An 18,772-nucleotide genomic window follows, 5' to 3' on the forward strand; every position below is an offset into this window, starting at 1 on the left:
ATGGGCTTGAAAAATCTCTCAACACTTCTGGTGTTTTTATTCTTTTGTTTGGGGTGTGTGAGCAATTTCAATGAAGACACCTACACGCTAGACTTAGTGTTAGAAAAAAAGATCCAAGCCAGCAGGAAAGGCGAAATCACCCAAGATAATGTGCCTATCATCACGGCTATCGCTACGCATTTAAACGATGTGGATAGCGGCACTTACTATGACCATGAGTATTTTTTAGTGGAGATTTTCACGCAAAATAACGACTGGATAGATGATGGCTATATTTCTTATGAGCTTTTTGGCACAAAACCTATAGGTTCAGAGCCTTTATGGGTGCGAGAAATCACAAAAGATGAATTTGATGGCATTTTAGAAACCACGAATCGGTGGAGCAGAGCTTTTTTGCTCGCTTTTAACAAATTGGATTATTTAGCGGTGCAAGAAGCCAAACTAGAGCTTGATGCCTATAGTTTAGGCAAGATTGTTTTTAATTTCGCTTATCAAGTCCCCTTACCTCAATTTTAATGCGCCTAGATTACGCTTTATTTAACCAGCATTTAGCAAATAGCAGAGAAAAAGCTAAAGCGTTGGTTTTAAAAAATCAGGTTTTAGTCAATAAAATAGTGGTTTCTAAACCCTCTTTTATCGTTAAAGAGGGTGATCAAATTGAACTCATCGCTCCAAATTTATTCGTTAGCAGGGCTGGGGAAAAATTAGGGATTTTTTTAGAAGATCACTTTATAGATTTTAAAGAAAAGGTGGTTTTAGATGTGGGAGCGAGCAAGGGGGGCTTTAGTCAAGTGGCTCTTTTAAAAGGGGCCAAAAAGGTGCTTTGCGTGGATGTGGGGAAAATGCAATTAGATGAAAGTTTGAGAAACGATACACGCATAGAATGTTACGAAGAATGCGATATTAGAGGGTTTAAAACGCCAGAAACAATTGATTTAGCACTTTGTGATGTGAGCTTTATTTCTTTATATTGTATTTTGGAAGCGATTTTGCCTTTAAGCGGTGAATTTTTAGCGCTTTTCAAACCGCAATTTGAAGTGGGCAGAAAAATAAAACGCAATAAAAAGGGGGTGGTAATGGATAAAGAAGCCATTTTAAACGCTTTAGAAAACTTTAAAAACCATTTAAAAACAAAAGACTTTCAAATCTTAAAGATCCAAGAAAGCTTAGTGAAAGGGAAAAACGGGAATGTTGAATTTTTTATCCATTTCAAGCGAGTCTGAGATTAAAAGCTTAGCTATCGGTAAATTTGACGGCTTGCATTTAGGGCATCAAGCCCTTTTTAAAGAATTAAAAGATCCCAAAGCTCTTTTAATCATAGAAAAAAAGCATTACACTAAAGGCTATTTAACCCCCCTAAAATACCGCGCCAAACTCGTGGGCATGCCTTTATTTTTTGTGTATTTAGAAGAAATTTCACAATTAAACGCCCTAGAATTTTTAGAGCTTTTAAAAGAGAAATTCCCCAATTTAGAACGCCTGGTCGTGGGCTATGATTTCAGGTTTGGGCATGGGAGGCAAAATGACGCTTTATTCTTAAAAGAGCGTTTTGAAAAAACCATTATTGTGCCTGAAGTGAAAGTCCAAAACATCAGCGTGCATTCTAAAATCATCAAACTAGCCCTAAGTCATGGCGACTTGCTTTTAGCTAACAAGCTCTTAGGCAGGCCTTATGAAGTGTGCGGGGAAGTCATTAGCGATCAGGGCTTGGGGCATAAAGAATTAGCGCCCACTTTAAATATCAAAACTAAAGATTTTATTCTCCCTAGTTTTGGGGTGTATGCGAGTTTAGTGAAAGTAAAAAATCCAATTTATCAAAAAAGCGTGAGTTTTATAGGCAATCGCTTAAGCACGGATCAACATTTCGCCATAGAATGCCATGTTCTTGATGCCATCATAGAAAAACCGCCCAAAGAAATCGCTTTGCGTTGGGTTCAAAAAATACGAGACAACATGCGTTTTAATTCATTAAAAGAGCTTAAAAATCAGATCCAACAAGACATCTTAAGAGCCAAAGAGATTTTGAGATAATTTGTGTTAAAATGGCTTTCAAAAACCTTAAAAATGGAAAAATTTGATGCGATTGAGTAACGCTGACTTAGAACGATTAAAAAGCATGGCCAATGCGCTTCGCTTTTTGTGTGCGGATATGATAGATAAGGCTAATAGCGGGCATCCGGGCGTGTGCTTGGGATTAGCCGATGTGATGGTGGTTTTAAGCTTGCACCTAAACCTAAACCCCACTAACCCTAAATGGCTCAATAGGGACAGGCTGGTTTTTAGCGGAGGGCATGCGAGCGCTCTAGCGTATAGTTTGTTGCATTTGTGGGGCTTTGATTTGAGTTTAGAAGATTTAAAGCGTTTCAGGCAATTACACTCTAAAACCCCAGGACACCCCGAATTGCACCACACCGAAGGCATTGAGATTACCACAGGCCCTTTGGGGCAAGGTTTTGCTAACGCTGTGGGCTTTAGCATGGCGAGTCAATACGCTCAAACCCTTTTAGATAAAGAAGTGATTTCTCATAAAGTCTATTGCTTGTGTGGGGATGGGGATTTGCAAGAAGGCATTAGCTATGAGAGCGCTTCTTTAGCCGGGCATCTTCGCCTTGATAACCTCATTGTGATTTATGATAGTAATCAGATCAGTATTGAAGGCACTATTAATATTAGTTTTAGCGAACAGGTTAAAATGCGGTTTTTAGCGCAAAATTGGGAAGTGCTAGAATGCGATGGGCATGATTATCAAGCGATTCATAACGCTTTAGAAGAAGCCAAAAAATCCACCAAACCCACGCTTTTAATCGCTCATACGATTATTGGTAAGGGGGCTATTGGTTTAGAGGGGAGTGAAAAAACGCATGGCTCACCTTTAAATAAAGAAGTGTTAAAACAATCCAAAGAAAACGCTCAAATCAATCCTAACGAAAGCTTTATCATTAGCCCAAAAAACAAAATGCATTTTGAAGAAGTGAAAGTTAGGGGCGTTAGTTTAGAAGCCTTATGGGAAAAATCCCTAAGCCCTAAAATAAAAGAAAAGATCCATGCGTTAAAGAATTTTGATTTTAACGCCATCCATTACCCCACCTTTAAAAAAGGCGAATCTTTAGCCACGAGAGTGAGTAACGGCATGATTTTAAACGCTATCGCTAAAGAATGCGAGGGCTTTTTAGGAGGAAGCGCGGATTTAGCCCCCTCTAATAACACGCATTTAAAACATTCTGGCGATTTCCCTTTAGGGCAGAACTTGCATTTTGGGATCAGAGAGCATGCCATGGGGGCTATCACTAACGCTTTAGCGGCGTATGGCTTGTTTTTGCCTTTTTGCGCGACCTTTTTTGTGTTTAGCGATTATTTAATGCCAAGCATTCGTTTGAGCGCTTTAATGAAATTAAAAGCCCTTTTTATCTTCACGCATGACAGCATTGGCGTGGGCGAAGACGGGGCGACGCACCAGCCCATAGAGCAATTGAGCCATTTACGCGCTTTGCCTAATTTCTATGCTTTCAGGCCTAGCGATGCTTTTGAAAATAAGGCTTGTATGCAAGTAGCGTTAAGTTTGAACGCTCCTAGCGCTCTTATTTTATCGCGCCAGAATTTGCCCGTGCTTGATGAGGTTTCTAAAGAGCAAGTTTTAAAAGGGGCGTATGTTAAACACCACTCTAAAGATCCCATTATCACGCTTGTTGCGAGCGGGAGCGAAGTGTCTTTAGCTTTAGAGAGCGCTAAAATTTTAGAGCGAGAAAATATCCCCACTCAAGTGGTGAGCACGCCTTGTTTTGATCTATTGATAGAGCAAGATGAAAGCTATCTTAAAGAACTCTTTAAGGGCAAAGTCTTAGTCATTGAAGCGAGCCGTGCGATAGAGTGGTATCGTTTTGCGGATAAAATCATTGGCATGGATTCTTTTGGGAGCTCAGCAAAGGGCGATAAACTCTTTGAAAAATTTGGCTTTAGCGTTGAAAACATCACCATTCAAGCTAAAAGGTTACTCAACGCATGAATTTAGAAAAACTTTTTTTAGAAAAAACCCCCCTGTTTGTTTTTAGCTCCACCAGGCGTTTGAAACATTTCTATTTAGAGCAAGGCGAAGGGTTTTTGCCTAGTGCGATGAGCATGGGGAGTTTTTTTGAACAGGCTTTTTACATCCCTAATCAAAAGAAAATCCCTAACAGCGTGCGCCAAATTTTAATGATAGACACCATTAAAGCCATCGCTAAAGAAAAAAAATCCATTCTTGAAGGGCTTTTACTTTTTGAAAACAGCTTTTTGGGGTATTTGGAAAGCACTTCTTTTTTGTTTGATTTGTTTGATGAGTTAAGCTCTGCTTGCATCAAACTCAATGAACTTTCTTCTAAAGACATTTATTTGGATTATGAAAAGCATTTAGAAGTCTTAGAAATGATTTATGATTGCTACATTAAAAAGCTAGAAGAATTAGGCTTTTATGACAAAATCATGCAAGAAAAGCCCACGATTTTAAAAGAATTTTTTGAACATTTTTCCTCCATTGAATGGCATTTAGACGGCTTTATGAGCGTTTTTGAAAGGCAATGTTTATTAGAAGCGGCCGAATTAGTGCCTATCACTTTACACCTATCTTGCGATAAATACAACCAAAAATTCTTGGAATTTCTCAATCTCAAATTAGAAACAGATTGCGATTATTCCATTGATTTTAAAACCCAAAAGATCCTCTCCCAGACACCCAAGCGCCAAAAAATAGAGCCAAAACTTTATGCCAACTCCAGTTATTTAAAACAAGGCGCTTTAGTTTTACAAACCATAGAAGAGTATTTGCAAAAAGATAACGATCCTAATAAAATGGCGATCATCACGCCTAATGCGGATTTTTTGCCTTTTTTAAAACTCTTAGACAAAAACAACAATTTGAATTTTGCGATGGGATTAGGGGCTAAAAACAGCCCTTATTATACAGAGCTTGTCAAAATCTTAGAAGATTTAGAAACAAGCGGTTTTGATTTGAGCGCATCGCCTTTATTGGATTTAGAAAATATTACGCTCCCACTTTTAGAACAACAAAGCTCTAAAGAAAAAGCGCCCTTAAAAGAAGCGCATTCTCAAATCATGCACCAGTATCATCTTTTAAAAGACACGCTTAAAAACTACAGCCTTAAAGATTTATTGCATTTGTATTTGCAAGAATTTGAAGCCAACTTCCGCTTAGACGATTCTAGCGGGGGCAAAATACGAGTCATGGACACTTTAGAGACAAGGGGCATGCAATTTGATAAAGTGGTTATTGTGGATTTTAATGAAACCTGCGTGCCAAGCCTTAAAGATTGCGATTTGTTTTTAAACTCTGCTTTAAGGAAATCGCTCAACCTCCCCACTTTATTAGATAAGAAAAATTTGCAAAAACACTATTACTACCAGCTCTTTAAAAACTCTAAAGAAGTGGTGCTTTCTTATTATATAGAAAGCGAAACTTCAAAAGTTTCTAACATGCTTTTGGAATTAAATTTGCATATAGAGCCTATCAAAGACGCTTACACGCTTTTTACACCAAGTCCTTTAAAAGACTACCAAGAAGAAGAAATCAAAGCCGCTATCCCTAAAGATTTTAGCTTTAGCGCTAGCTCATTGAACGCTTTTTTAACTTGCAAGCGCCGTTTTTACTACCACTACATGAAGCGCTTTAAAGAAAGCCCTAAAGACGAAAGTAATAGCACTGTGGGCAGTTTGCTCCATGAACTTTTAAAAGAAGCTTATGAAAAAGACAAAAACCCTTATGTATTAGAAGAGAGGCTCATTTGGCTCTTAGAAACAAGAGAAAACATTACCCCTAAAGAGCGTTTAGACACTCTTATAGCGCTCAAAAAAATCCAGGCTTTTTATCTTAAAGAAAAAGAACGCTTTAACGCAAAAATCAAAATCCTTGATCTTGAAAAAAGCTTTGAAACGGCCATTCAAGGCGTTGTTTTTAAAGGGCGCATAGACAGGATTGACAAAACGACTGACAATGAAATTACTTTATTGGATTACAAATTCAAAAACGATTTGAAATTAGACAACATGAGTAAAACACAAAGAGAAAGCTTAAGCCCCATAGAAATCGCTCAAATCAGCACCGATTATCAAATGGCCATCTATACGTTTGCCCTTAAAAATCTGGGCTATAGAGAGCCTATAAAAGCCTTTTTTTATGATTTGAGAAAGGGCGAACTAGTAGAAGAAGACGAGCTTACTTTGCAGGCTAAAATGGATCATTTGGAATTTTCTCTTATCCCCAAACTCAAGCAAGAAATTGATTTTGAAAAAACTTCAGAGGCTAAAGATTGTGAATATTGCTCTTTTAAAGACATGTGCAACCGATGAAATCTAAAAAACTTTATTTAGCTTTAATCATAGGGGTTTTATTAGCGTTTTTAACCCTATCTTCATGGCTGGGTAATAGCGGTTTAGTGGGGCGTTTTGGGGTGTGGTTTGCCGCAATCAATAAAAAATATTTTGGGTATCTTTCATTCATTAATCTGCCCTATTTAGCGTGGGTTTTATTCCTTTTATACAAGACTAAAAACCCTTTTACAGAAATCGTTTTAGAAAAAACTTTAGGGCATCTATTAGGCATTTTATCTTTGCTCTTTTTACAATCTAGCCTGTTGAATCAAGGGGAAATCGGCAACAGCACGCGTTTGTTTTTACGCCCTTTTATAGGGGACTTTGGGCTTTATGCGCTGATAATGCTTATGGTAGTTATTTCTTATTTGATTTTATTCAAACTACCCCCTAAAAGCGTTTTTTATCCTTATATAAACAAAACGCAAAACCTTTTAAAAGAGATTTATAAACAATGCTTACAGGCTTTCAGCCCTAATTTTAGCCCAAAAAAAGAGGGTTTTGAAAACACCCCACCAGATATTCAAAAAAAAGAAACCAAAAACGAAAAAGAAAATCTCAAAGAAAACCCCATTGATGAAAACCACAAAACCCCTAACGAAGAATCGTTTTTAGCGATCCCTACCCCCTATAACACGACCTTAAATAATTCAGAGCCGCAAGAAGGCTTGGTTCAAATTTCCCCTCACCCTCCTACCCATTACACCATTTACCCTAAAAGAAACCGATTTGATGATTTGTCTAACCCCACTAACCCCACTTTAAAAGAACCTGAGCAAGAAACCAAAGAAAGAGAACCCACGCCCACAAAAGAAACTCTTATGCCCACCACGCCCAAACCTATCATGCCCGCATCTGCACCCATAATAGAAAATGACAACAAAACAGAAAATGACAAAACCCCCAACCACCCTAAAAAAGAAGAAAGCCCACAAGAAAACGTGCAAGAAGAAATGATAGAAGAAACGATAAAAGAAAATCTCAAAGAAGAAGAAAAAGAGGCACAAAACGCTCCAAGCTTTAGCCCACTAACCCCCACAAGCGCTAAAAAACCCGTTATGGTTAAAGAATTGAGCGAAAATAAAGAGATATTAGACGGATTGGATTATGGCGAAGTGCAAAAACCCAAAGATTACGAGCTTCCCACCACGCAACTATTGAATGCGGTTTGTTTGAAGGACACTTCTTTAGACGAAAACGAGATTGATCAAAAAATCCAGGATTTATTGAGCAAACTGCGCACTTTTAAAATTGATGGCGATATTATCCGCACTTATTCAGGCCCCATTGTAACCACTTTTGAATTCCGCCCAGCTCCCAATGTTAAGGTGAGTCGCATTTTAGGCTTGAGCGATGATTTAGCGATGACTTTATGCGCTGAATCCATCCGCATTCAAGCCCCCATTAAGGGTAAAGATGTCGTTGGCATTGAAATCCCTAACAGCCAAAGCCAAATTATTTACTTGAGAGAAATTTTAGAAAGCGAATTGTTTCAAAAATCCAGATCGCCCTTAACTCTAGCTTTAGGCAAAGACATTGTGGGTAACCCTTTCATCACGGATTTAAAAAAGCTCCCCCATTTGCTCATCGCCGGCACGACAGGAAGCGGTAAGAGCGTGGGCGTGAATGCGATGATTTTATCCTTACTTTATAAAAACCCTCCCGATCAGCTCAAATTAGTGATGATCGATCCCAAAATGGTAGAATTTAGCATTTATGCAGACATCCCTCATTTGCTCACGCCCATTATCACCGACCCTAAAAAAGCTATTGGGGCTTTGCAAAGCGTGGCTAAAGAAATGGAACGCCGATACTCTTTAATGAGCGAATACAAGGTTAAAACCATTGATTCTTATAATGAACAAGCCCAAAGTAACGGCGTTGAAGCGTTCCCCTATTTGATTGTGGTGATTGATGAATTAGCGGATTTGATGATGACAGGGGGCAAAGAAGCGGAGTTTCCTATCGCCAGAATCGCTCAAATGGGGCGAGCGAGCGGCTTGCACCTCATTGTAGCGACCCAACGCCCGAGCGTGGATGTCGTAACCGGCTTGATTAAAACCAACTTGCCTTCAAGGGTGAGTTTTAGGGTAGGCACTAAGATTGATTCTAAAGTGATTTTAGACACCGATGGGGCACAAAGCTTGCTAGGAAGGGGCGATATGCTCTTTACCCCCCCAGGAACGAACGGGTTAGTGCGCTTGCATGCCCCCTTTGCCACTGAAGATGAAATCAAAAAAATCGTGGATTTTATTAAAGCCCAAAAAGAGGTGGAATACGATAAAGATTTCCTTTTAGAAGAATCGCGCATGCCTTTAGACACCCCTAACTATCAAGGCGATGACATTTTAGAAAGGGCTAAAGCGGTGATCTTAGAAAAAAAGATCACTTCTACGAGTTTTTTACAACGCCAATTAAAAATCGGCTACAACCAAGCCGCCACCATTACTGACGAATTAGAAGCTCAAGGCTTTCTATCCCCAAGAAACGCCAAAGGCAACAGAGAGATTTTGCAAAACTTTTAGGCTTTGTTTTCATTGAATGTTGGCAATAAAAACATTATTTTTAATTTTTAAAATTCATTTTCTTTAAAAAACTTTTCTCAACAACACAAACACCATAATCCTTTAACCCATTAATCAAATATTATCTGTGGTTTCCCTAACTCCTAGTAAAATTACCTAAAAATTTCATATTCAAGGATAGCCATGAACCCCCAACCCGCCACCAAAAAACCCTTAAAATCCCTTTTAGCCGCTAGTTCAGGTAATTTAGTGGAATGGTATGACTTTTACGCTTATGCGTTCTTAGCGCCTTATTTCGCTAAGGAATTTACTCACACGAACGACCCCACTTTAGCGCTAATCTCAGCTTTTTTGGTTTTCATGCTAGGGTTTTTCATGCGCCCTTTGGGGAGTTTGTTTTTTGGTAAATTGGGGGATAAAAAGGGGCGTAAAACTTCTATGGTGTATTCCATTATCCTTATGGCGCTAGGCTCTTTTTTGCTCGCATTGCTCCCCACTAAAGAAATCGTAGGGGAATGGGCGTTCTTGTTTTTATTATTAGCCAGGCTTTTACAAGGCTTTAGCGTGGGAGGAGAATATGGTGTGGTCGCTACTTACCTCTCTGAATTAGGCAAGAATGGTAAAAAAGGTTTTTATGGCTCTTTCCAATATGTAACTTTAGTTGGAGGGCAACTCTTAGCTATTTTTTCGCTCTTTATCGTTGAAAACATTTACACGCATGAGCAAATCAGCGCATTTGCTTGGCGTTATTTATTCGCTTTAGGGGGTATATTAGCCCTACTCTCGCTCTTTTTGAGAAATATCATGGAAGAAACCATGGATAGCAAAACAACTTCCAAAAATACTATTAAAGAAGAAACCCAAAGAGGCAGTTTAAAGGAATTGCTCCACCATAAAAAAGCCTTAATGATAGTCTTTGGGCTAACTATGGGAGGGAGTTTGTGTTTTTACACTTTTACGGTGTATTTAAAAATCTTTTTAACCAACAGCTCATCGTTTAGTCCTAAAGAAAGCAGTTTCATCATGCTTTTAGCGCTCTCTTATTTCATCTTCTTACAACCCCTATGCGGGATGCTTGCGGATAAAATCAAACGCACCCAAATGCTGATGGTTTTTGCTATCACAGGGCTTATTGTAACGCCTGTTGTCTTTTATGGTATCAAGCATGCCACTGGCGTGTATGAAGCCCTATTTTATGAGATTCTCGCATTGAGCGCCATGAGTTTTTACACTTGCATTGCCGGGGTTATTAAGGCGGAATTATTCCCTGAACATGTGCGAGCGCTTGGCGTGGGTCTAGCCTATGCGATCGCCAATGCGCTTTTTGGAGGGAGCGCGAGTTATGTAGCGTTAGAGTTCAAACAGCATGGTTTTGAAGCGGGGTTTGTGGGCTATGTCATGTTGAGCATTATTATCTTTATGGTTATGGTTATCATATTCCCTAAAAAAACCTATTTGGAGTAAATCTTAGTTTTTATTTAATTTTTGCTATAATTTTTCCTTTTAAAAGGATTATTCGCATGCAAAATGGGTATTATGCGGCCACGGGAGCCATGGCTACACAATTTAACCGCTTGGATTTAACCTCTAATAATTTAGCTAATTTAAACACTAATGGCTTTAAAAGAGACGATGCGATTACAGGCGATTTTTTAAGGCTTTACCAACAATACCGAGAGCAACTGCCCTTAGAAGATCAAACCAAAGCGAGCGCGAAGTATTTAAACCGCAACCTCAATCGTGTGCCTATCCTATCAGAAATCTATACGGATAGAAGCCTTGGCGCGTTTGAAGAAACGCATAACCCCCTAGATTTTGCCCTAACAAGCCCTAACCTCTATTTTGCGATACAAACTAATGAGGGCGTCGCTTATACCAGAGATGGGCATTTTAGCGTGGATAAAGACGGCTTTTTAGTTACTCTTAATGGCTTTAAGGTGCTTTCACGCTCTGGCTTGAACGAAAAAGGAGGGATCATGCTCATGCCTGACGCTGAAATTGAAGTGGATCAAAATGGTGGAATCACTTTTAGGGATAATGAAGCCCAAATTCAAGCGGGCGCGTTAGCTTTAGTGAGTTTTAGCGAACCTAAAAACCTTAAAAAAATAGGGCAAAACCTTTATACCTATCAAGGCGAAGGCATCCATCAAGTCTCTGACTCTGGCGCGTTAAAACAATACATGCTAGAAAAAAGCAATGTCAATGCGGTGCGTGAGATGAGCGCTTTAATTGAAATCAACCGCTTTTTGGACATGTATTCTAAAGTGCTAAAAACCCATCAAGACGACATGAACGCTGAAGCGATCAACAAACTCGCTACAAAAGCTTAAACTTTTGGCGATTTTAAAATCCATAGGAGGGTTTTTGCGATACCCTAACTCCCTAATGATGCTTTTTAAAAGCCTTGTTAATCTTTTTTATATAGGATTAGTTTTAAAAGAGTTTAAAGAATTAAATGCCTTTTCTTTTGTAATCGCTTGCAAAGTAGACGGTAACGCAAGCTTCTCTTTATTTCGTAGTTTATAGCCGCTAACTATTCAACAATGATTCAATTTTAATTATTTCGTTTGTTGTTTAAAACGCTCTTTTTTGTGGTATTCTGTAAGCAACGCCCCCATTTTTCTTGTTATGGCTCTTGCGTTTTAAGCTCGTTTGTAGTAGGATATTCTCATTAAGGTTTGAGACGCTATAGTCGGTGTCATCTCTGTAATGATTAAAGAGTATCGCAATGATCTCTAATTCCCTTAATGTTTTTATCGCCCCAATCAAGCTTTTTGATTACCCACTTGATTATCAGCGTTCATTTTAAGATAGAGCCATTCCAAAAGCTTGTAAAAATTTCCTTTCTGCTTCCACTAAGTTAGGGTTTAAGGGCAAGTCATTCTTTAAAGCACTTGTATAGGCGGTGTGTGAACGAGAGCTTTTGTTTTTAAAGTCCAATTTGATTTTGTCTTTTTAACATAACCAACACTATATGATTAAAGAGATCTTTTTTCTTGTTTGTGAATGTAATTTTATATTTTTATTCCAACGCCAAGTCAATCAAAATTTGCCAATTCTCTTTATAATGTTGGAGTTGCGACAAACTCTTTGTGTTGCCCCATTCTTGTGTGTCTTCAATAGGGATAATATAGCATTCGCTCGTGCGAGTGTCTATCCCTAAAATCAAATCGCAATCTTTTTTGGTGTATTTGTAAGTGCGTTTGGGGGCATTCCTATCAATTTGAACCCCACTCCTATAGCCCCCTGTAAAATTCAAGGTATCTCCCCCTGTGCCTTTAATCTGTATCCTTAATAGTTTCTGCTTTCCCCCTAGATCCACAATAGCATCATATTTAGCGTTTGTAACATCCACTCTACTGCAAGGAAATCCTGCTTTAATCACTCTTCCTATAGCAATGAGTTCATCAGCGTTGCCATTCATTGTGCGAAAAATCCCCTTGTCAATACCGGTTAAATTGATGACCCAAGCTTGATGCGTATGATTATCCATAAACAACCTTTTTAATTTCTAACGCTAAAGCTTTAATCACAGGCACACTCACAGAATTACCAATTTGTTTATAAAGTTTGCTTTTAGTGGCATTAGGTAAAACATAATCTTTAGCGAAACCTTGAAAATTCAGACATTCTTTAGGCGTGAGTTTTCTTATACCTTGCTCGTCTAAAACTAAAGGCACATTATGCCCTCCTGTCCCCATGTTGGCTGTAAGAGTGGGGCAAAGATTGTTTTTATTTTCTCTTACATAATGCCTGCGCCATTGGTAGCAAGTGTCTCTTTTGGTGATTTCTTTTTTTAAAGTCTCATAAAAACGATACCGCTTGTAATAAAATTCCTCACCCACTTTTATTTCCAATAAATCCTTAATGCTTTGCGTGTGATTGATTTTTAAAGGAAAATGAAAACGCTTGTAATGGTTTTCATCTAAAAATCCTATAATATAAACCCGCTCTCTATTTTGTGGTATAGTAGAATATTCATAAGTGTTTAGTATTTTATAATGGACAAAATAGCCTAAGTTTTTTAAAGTTTCTAAAATAAATTTTAAGGTTTCCCCCTTATTATGGCTCACTAAATTTTTGACATTTTCTAATAATAAAACTTGAGGTTTTTTGGCTTGAATGATGCGAAACATTTCCATAACAATCGCCCCTCTTTCATCATTAAGCCCTTTTTGCAACCCAGCAATGCTGAACGCTTGACAAGGAAACCCTGCGCTTATCAACCCAACATCTTCTAATTCATTGGGGTTTAAATCTTTAATGTCTTGTTCTAAAAGCTTGTGTTTGAAATTAGCCCTATAAGTATTGCATGCGTCTTTGTCTAATTCATTCGCCCAGCTAATTTCAAAGCCCGCTTGTAAAAACGCGCATTCAAACCCTCCAATCCCAGCAAAAAGTGAGCCTACTTTCATCAAACGCCCTAATCAATCTTTAATATCGCTAAAAACGCTTCTTGGGGAAGTTCTACCTTGCCGATAGCCTTCATGCGTTTCTTACCCTCTTTTTGCTTTTCTAAGAGTTTTCTTTTTCGTGTAATATCGCCCCCATAGCACTTAGCCGTTACATTCTTACCGACAGATTTAATCGTCTCTCTGGCGATGATTTTATTCCCCACGCTCGCTTGGATAGCGACTTCAAAAAGCTGTCTTGGGATAAGCTCTTTCATCGTTTCCACTAAAGCGCGCCCCTTTTCATACGCCTTATTCTTATCTATAATGATAGAAAGTGCATCCACCACATCGCCTGCCACCCTCACATCTAGTTTCACCAAATGAGCCTCTCTGTTTTCTATAGGCTCATAATCAAAGCTCGCATACCCTTTCGTGCAAGATTTGAGTTTGTCATAAAAATCCATCACAATTTCATTGCTCGGCAAGGAATAAGTGAGCATGACACGAGACTGGTTCAAATATTCCATTTTTTCTTGAATGCCTCTTTTATTGTTCAATAACTGCATTAAATTACCCAAAAATTCACTCGGCGTGATGATTGTCGCCCTCACAAAAGGCTCTTTGATGCAAGCGATATGGTTTTCAGGGGGCAATTCGCTAGGGTTTTGAACGTATTTGATGCTATTATCCGTCAAATGCACTTCATACACCACCGTAGGAGCGGTAGCGATTAAGTTAAGGCCAAATTCCCTTTCCAGCCTTTCTTTGATCACTTCCATGTGCAATAACCCTAAAAAGCCCACCCTAAAGCCAAAACCAAGCGCCACGGAGCTTTCAGGCTCAAAATTCAAAGCGCAATCGTTAAGCTGGAGCTTCAATAACGCTTCTCTTAAATCTTCAAACCGGTCCGTTTCTATAGGGTAAAGCCCCGCAAAAACAAAGGGTTTAGCCGGCATAAAGCCTTCAATGGGTTTAGAGGTAGGGTTTTTAGCGTCTGTGAGCGTGTCGCCCACCGCAATATCCGTAACGCTTTTTAGCCCTAAACTCACAATGCCAATCTCGCCGCATTCTAAACTTTTGGTGGGGATTTTTTTCAAAGGGTTAGGGTAGTATAGCCCTAAAACGCCATGTCTTTTACCCGTCCCCATCACTAAAATTTCTTGCTCTGTGTTGATGCTCCCATCCATGATACGCACTAACGCTAGCGCCCCTAAATAATTGTCAAACCATGAATCATAAATGAGCGCTTTTAAAGGAGCGTTAGGATCACCGCTAGGGGCAGGAATGGTGGTAATGATTTTTTCTAACAAATCTTTAATGCCAAGCTTAGCTTTAGCGCTCACTTCATTAGCGTTAGAACAATCAATCCCTATCGTGTCTTCTATGTCCTGCTTAACCTCTAAAACATTCGCATTAGGCAAATCAATTTTATTGATCACCGGTAAAATTTCTAAATTGTTATCTAAAGCGATATAAGTGTTTGCAATGGTTTGCGCTTCCACGCCTTGAGTGGCATCCACCACCAATAACGCCCCTTCGCATGAACACAAAGAGCGAGACACTTCATAGCTAAAATCCACATGCCCTGGGGTGTCAATGAGGTTTAAAACATAATCCTCCCCCTTAAAAGTGTAATTCAGGCGCACGCTTTGAGCCTTAATCGTAATGCCCCTTTCTTTTTCAATATCCATAGTGTCCATCACTTGGCTCTTCATTTCTCTGTTACTGATAGCGTTGCATTCAAAAATCAAACAATCCGCTAAAGTGCTTTTACCATGGTCAATGTGAGCGATAATGGAAAAATTGCGGATATTCTTCATTGGCGTAGGCGTCTTTTCTTTCATCTCTCTTGTCCTAAATCTTTTAAAATAGCGTCAGTCAAACTCTCTGTATCTAAGCCTAAGGATTTTTCCACTAAAGCGGTGTTCCCATGCATGATAAATTCGTCAATGATTTCAAAGCTTTTAACAGGTTTTAAAATATTTTGTTCGCTCAAAAACTCTAAAATCGCGCTAGCCACCCCCCCAAGCTTGTAATTATCGCTAAAAACATAGAGCTTTTGATAAGGGGCAACGATCGCGCTTAAATTGTGATCTAAAGGTTTAAGGAATCTCAAATCCAAAAGCGCGCATTCTATGTTTTTTTCTTTTAAAGCCAGTTGGACCAAATGCGCCCTCCCCACGCCATTACCATAGCCAATGAGTAAAATTTCGCCCTCTTTTTTCAACAATTCGCTTCGCCCCAAAACAAAACCGCTAGGCTCAAAAACCCCCTCTTTTAATACAAACGACCCCCTAGGGTAGCGGAACGCGCAAGGGCTTGAATCATGCTCATTAGCAAAATACACGGCGTTTTTTAAAGTCTCGTTGTCTCGTGGGGCAAAAATGACCATGTTAGGGATAGAGCGCAAATACGACACGTCTAAAAGCCCTTGGTGTGTCTCGCCATCTTCGCCCACAATCCCAGCCCTATCAATGGCTAATTTAATCGGCAAGCTAGAAATACAAGCGTCATGCACAATAGAATCATAAGCCCTCTGTAAAAAAGTAGAATAAATACTCACAAAAGGTTTAAACCCCTCTTTAGCCATAGCGCTGCTAGAAGTTAAAGCGTGTTGCTCAGCGATAGCGACATCAAAAAAGCGCAAAGGGTAAGCGTCAATGAGTTTGTCTAATCCTGTGCCGCTAGGCATCGCCGCGGTTACGCCTACGATTTTTTCATCTTTCTTGGCCAATTCTAAAAGGGTGTTAGAATACGCTTCAGTGGGCGATAAAATCGCGCTTTTGGATTTTTTAGACAAACCGGTATCCAAATCAAAAGGCCCCACCCCATGCCATTTTTCATAGCGCCCTTCAGCGATCTTATAGCCTTTGCCCTTTAAGGTTTGCGCATGGATTAGCACCGGTTCTTTAAGCTCTTTGGCTAATTTCAAGGTTTCAATAATCGCATTCAAATCATGCCCGTTAATAGGCCCTATATAGTTAATGCCCAATTCTTCAAAAAACACGCCCGGGGTGATGAGTTTGAAAGATTCTTCAAAACGGCTCGCTAAGTAATTCACGCTTTCAGGTAAGGTGCTTAAGATTTTTTTAACTTTAGAGCGGAAAGACTGATAAAACGGGCCTTTCATCAGCTGGCTAAGGGCTTTGGATAAGGCTCCAATAGGCGTGCTGATACTCATTTCATTATCGTTCAAAATCATGATCATGGGGTATTTCCTATCGCCCAGTTCGTTTAAGGCTTCATAAAAAATCCCTGCACTAATGCTCCCATCGCCTAATAAAGCGATAGGCATGCCTAGTGCTTGTTTCAAACAAAAAGCTTTAGCCACCCCCACGCCTATAGATACCGAAGTGGAGCTATGCCCAGCGATGAAATAATCGTATGCGCTCTCGCTGGGTTTAGTAAAGCCGCTCAAACCCTTGAATTGCCTCAAAGTGCTAAAGCTTTCAAAACGCCCGGTTAAAAGCTTATGGGCGTAAGCTTGGTGCGAAGTATCAAAAATAAAAGGGTTTTTTTGGCAATCAAATAGGGCATGCATGCCCACAATCAGCTCCACAGCCCCTAAAGAAGAGCTTAAATGCCCCCCATTAGCGCTCACCACTTCTAAAATACGATTCCTTAGCGTTTGACACACCAACTCCAAGCCTGCAATATCATTAGGGTTTAAATCAAAAGTTTTATTTTGCAAAATCACACCTTAAAATTTTCCAACACGCTTTCTTTGAGCGTTTTAAAGCGCTCCATTAAATTCCCATCAAGGCTCCCGTTAGAGCTAGTGATCATAACGCCTCCTTTAGAAATAGCCTCATTGCTCTCTAATTTGATTTTGGAAGCGTTTTGCAAACGCTCGTTTAAATAAGGGTAATCCAAGGGATTGACTTTTAAATGAATATCCGTTGCGTCTAAAACGTTTTTTAAAAGCTCTTCAGCTAAAGCAAGGGCTACTTTTTGGCTGTTGTCTTCCACTTCTTTAAGGATCACTTCTTTAGCTATATCTATTGCAATCGCGCTCAGTTCCTTTTCTAAAGCCATTAGATGATCTTGTGATTTTTTCATTTTTTCATCTAAAGCCGTGATCGCATGCAAAAGCTGGTTCTTTTCTTCATTCACGCTGTGAGTGAGCTCGTTACGCATTTTTTCTTCGCCCTCTTTAAAGCCGATTTTATAGCCATCGTTTTTAGCGTTTTCAATCAAAGCTTTGCTCTCTTCTTGGGCTTTTTCAAATTGCATTTGCAATTTCACCAAATGGCTTGAAAGCTCATCGGTTTTTTTCAATAAACAATCAATCAAATCGTTTTCTATCGCTTTTTTTTCCAAAGGCTCTTGGGGGTGGTTAGGCGTTTCTAAAGACGCGCCATTAGGATTAGTTTTAGGGGGTAAATTCGCCATGCTCTTAAATTCGTATTTTTGAATGTCATGTTTATTCAAATGGTCTTTTTGGATCAAGTTTTTACGGCTATTCAATGACATCTTCCTCTTCACCGGTTTGGATCACGCCTTTTTCTTGCAAGCTCTGCACGATTTCAATGATTTTCCTTTGAGCCACATCCACATCTTTGATTTTGACTGCCCCTAAATATTGCATTTCTTCTACAAACTGCTCTGCAGCCCTACTGCTCATGTTGTTTAAGAATTTATCGGTTAAATCTTTCGTGGAAGTTTTTAACGCCAAAGACAAGTCTTTTTTGTCCGCTACTTTCAAAATCTCTCTGATGGCGAAATTGTCTAGTTTGGCTATATCTTCAAAAGTGAACATCATTTCTTTAATCGCGCCGGCGAGCTTGTTATCCACGCTTTCAATGCGAGCGAGCGTGGTTTTAGCGCTCTTTTGGCCTAAGCGGTTAAAGATTTCAGCCACCGCTCTCAAACCACCCACTTCAATTTTATAGCTGGTGAGCGATTCTAGTTTGTTTTCTAACACCGTGGAAACCCTTTTAACCACTTGGGGCGATATTTCGCCTAAATTCGCCATTCTAATAGAAATCTCGGCTTTCATTTCATCAGGGAAATAGCTCAAAGTCTCAGCCGCATTAGGGGCTTCCATGTGGGCTAAAATCAAGGCAATGGTTTGAGGGTGTTCGTTAATGATGAAATCAGCGAGTTGTTGGGGCTTGATTTTGCCTAAATAAGCGAAATTTTTTTGCGTTTGCAAGCTTTTAGTGAGTTTGTCCATCACTTTTTTAGCTTCTTCGCTCCCTAAAGTCCTGGTTAAAAGCTCTCTAGCGTATTCTAAACCACCGGTATTGATGTATTGGTTAGACTGAAAAATCGCAAAAAATTCCTCTAAAACCGCCGCACCGATTTGCTTATCTGTGCCGTTTAATTGCACGATTTGCTTAGAAATCTCTGTAATAGAGTCAATGTCTAAATGTCTTAAAATCTCGCCTGTGGTGTCTTCGCCCACTTGAATGAGTAAAATGGCGATTTTTTCACTCATGGAAAGTTCGTCTAATTGAGCCTTTTGTTTGGGGGTAAGCTTGGTTGCCATTT

General features: G+C 39.4%; 16 protein-coding genes. 8 read left to right on the forward strand and 8 right to left on the reverse strand.

The annotated features are described in order from the left end of the window. The 8 genes from IC572_RS00455 to IC572_RS00490 all read left to right on the forward strand — a co-directional run bounded on the left by IC572_RS00455 (nucleotide 1) and on the right by IC572_RS00490 (nucleotide 11,215). Nucleotides 1-516, forward strand: a complete 516-nt coding sequence (locus tag IC572_RS00455; protein WP_000523527.1) for a hypothetical protein — start codon at nucleotides 1-3, stop codon at nucleotides 514-516. Then, on the forward strand, nucleotides 516-1,223 hold the full coding sequence (tlyA, locus tag IC572_RS00460) for a 23S rRNA (cytidine-2'-O)-methyltransferase TlyA (protein ID WP_187854695.1): 708 nt from the start codon (nucleotides 516-518) through the stop codon (nucleotides 1,221-1,223). The genes IC572_RS00455 and tlyA overlap by 1 nt, the downstream gene beginning before the upstream one ends. Further along, nucleotides 1,189-2,031 (forward strand): bifunctional riboflavin kinase/FAD synthetase, encoded by an 843-nt coding sequence (locus tag IC572_RS00465; RefSeq protein ID WP_187854696.1) that lies wholly within the window; start codon nucleotides 1,189-1,191, stop codon nucleotides 2,029-2,031. The genes tlyA and IC572_RS00465 overlap by 35 nt, the downstream gene beginning before the upstream one ends. Nucleotides 2,032-2,077: 46 nt before the next feature. Beyond that, entirely contained in the window at nucleotides 2,078-4,003 is a 1,926-nt protein-coding gene (gene tkt, locus IC572_RS00470) for a transketolase (RefSeq protein ID WP_187854697.1), read from the forward strand. Further along, a complete protein-coding gene (gene addB, locus IC572_RS00475) occupies nucleotides 4,000-6,339 on the forward strand; it encodes an ATP-dependent deoxyribonuclease AddB (RefSeq protein WP_187854698.1) in 2,340 nt (779 codons plus the stop codon). Before tkt ends, addB begins: the two co-directional genes overlap by 4 nt. Continuing rightward, nucleotides 6,336-8,885 carry a DNA translocase FtsK gene (locus IC572_RS00480; protein ID WP_187854699.1) on the forward strand — a complete coding sequence of 850 codons (2,550 nt, stop codon included), beginning with the start codon at nucleotides 6,336-6,338 and terminating at the stop codon, nucleotides 8,883-8,885. Before addB ends, IC572_RS00480 begins: the two co-directional genes overlap by 4 nt. A 183-nt stretch (nucleotides 8,886-9,068) precedes the next feature. After that, complete coding sequence (locus IC572_RS00485; RefSeq protein ID WP_187854700.1) at nucleotides 9,069-10,349, forward strand: MFS transporter; 1,281 nt, start codon at nucleotides 9,069-9,071, stop codon at nucleotides 10,347-10,349. A 56-nt stretch (nucleotides 10,350-10,405) separates the two neighbouring features. Continuing rightward, a complete protein-coding gene (locus tag IC572_RS00490) occupies nucleotides 10,406-11,215 on the forward strand; it encodes a flagellar hook-basal body protein (protein ID WP_001179205.1) in 810 nt (269 codons plus the stop codon). Between the two features lie 244 nt (nucleotides 11,216-11,459). Here the strand turns inward: IC572_RS00490 and IC572_RS00495 are convergent, their stop codons facing one another. From IC572_RS00495 to fliG, 8 genes are all read right to left on the reverse strand, one after another. Continuing rightward, nucleotides 11,460-11,654 (reverse strand): hypothetical protein, encoded by a 195-nt coding sequence (locus IC572_RS00495; RefSeq protein ID WP_232263295.1) that lies wholly within the window; start codon nucleotides 11,652-11,654, stop codon nucleotides 11,460-11,462. Nucleotides 11,655-11,690: 36 nt separating this feature from the next. After that, nucleotides 11,691-11,825 carry a hypothetical protein gene (locus IC572_RS07855; RefSeq protein WP_269562559.1) on the reverse strand — a complete coding sequence of 45 codons (135 nt, stop codon included), beginning with the start codon at nucleotides 11,823-11,825 and terminating at the stop codon, nucleotides 11,691-11,693. Between the two features lie 82 nt (nucleotides 11,826-11,907). Continuing rightward, on the reverse strand, nucleotides 11,908-12,378 hold the full coding sequence (locus IC572_RS00500) for a group I intron-associated PD-(D/E)XK endonuclease (RefSeq protein ID WP_332246562.1): 471 nt from the start codon (nucleotides 12,376-12,378) through the stop codon (nucleotides 11,908-11,910). Continuing rightward, entirely contained in the window at nucleotides 12,371-13,300 is a 930-nt protein-coding gene (dcm, locus tag IC572_RS00505) for a DNA cytosine methyltransferase (protein WP_187854701.1), read from the reverse strand. The genes IC572_RS00500 and dcm overlap by 8 nt, the downstream gene beginning before the upstream one ends. A gap of 8 nt (nucleotides 13,301-13,308) precedes the next feature. Continuing rightward, nucleotides 13,309-15,099 carry a translation elongation factor 4 gene (gene lepA / locus IC572_RS00510; protein WP_187854780.1) on the reverse strand — a complete coding sequence of 597 codons (1,791 nt, stop codon included), beginning with the start codon at nucleotides 15,097-15,099 and terminating at the stop codon, nucleotides 13,309-13,311. Between the two features lie 20 nt (nucleotides 15,100-15,119). Continuing rightward, entirely contained in the window at nucleotides 15,120-16,970 is a 1,851-nt protein-coding gene (gene dxs, locus IC572_RS00515; protein WP_187854702.1) for a 1-deoxy-D-xylulose-5-phosphate synthase, read from the reverse strand. 2 nt (nucleotides 16,971-16,972) lie between these two features. Further along, entirely contained in the window at nucleotides 16,973-17,752 is a 780-nt protein-coding gene (gene fliH, locus IC572_RS00520; protein WP_000056232.1) for a flagellar assembly protein FliH, read from the reverse strand. Next, a complete protein-coding gene (fliG, locus tag IC572_RS00525; protein ID WP_077656576.1) occupies nucleotides 17,739-18,770 on the reverse strand; it encodes a flagellar motor switch protein FliG in 1,032 nt (343 codons plus the stop codon). The genes fliH and fliG overlap by 14 nt, the downstream gene beginning before the upstream one ends. Nucleotides 18,771-18,772 lie beyond the last annotated feature (2 nt).

The organism is Helicobacter pylori, assembly GCF_014496485.1.
Taxonomy (GTDB): domain Bacteria; phylum Campylobacterota; class Campylobacteria; order Campylobacterales; family Helicobacteraceae; genus Helicobacter; species Helicobacter pylori_DD.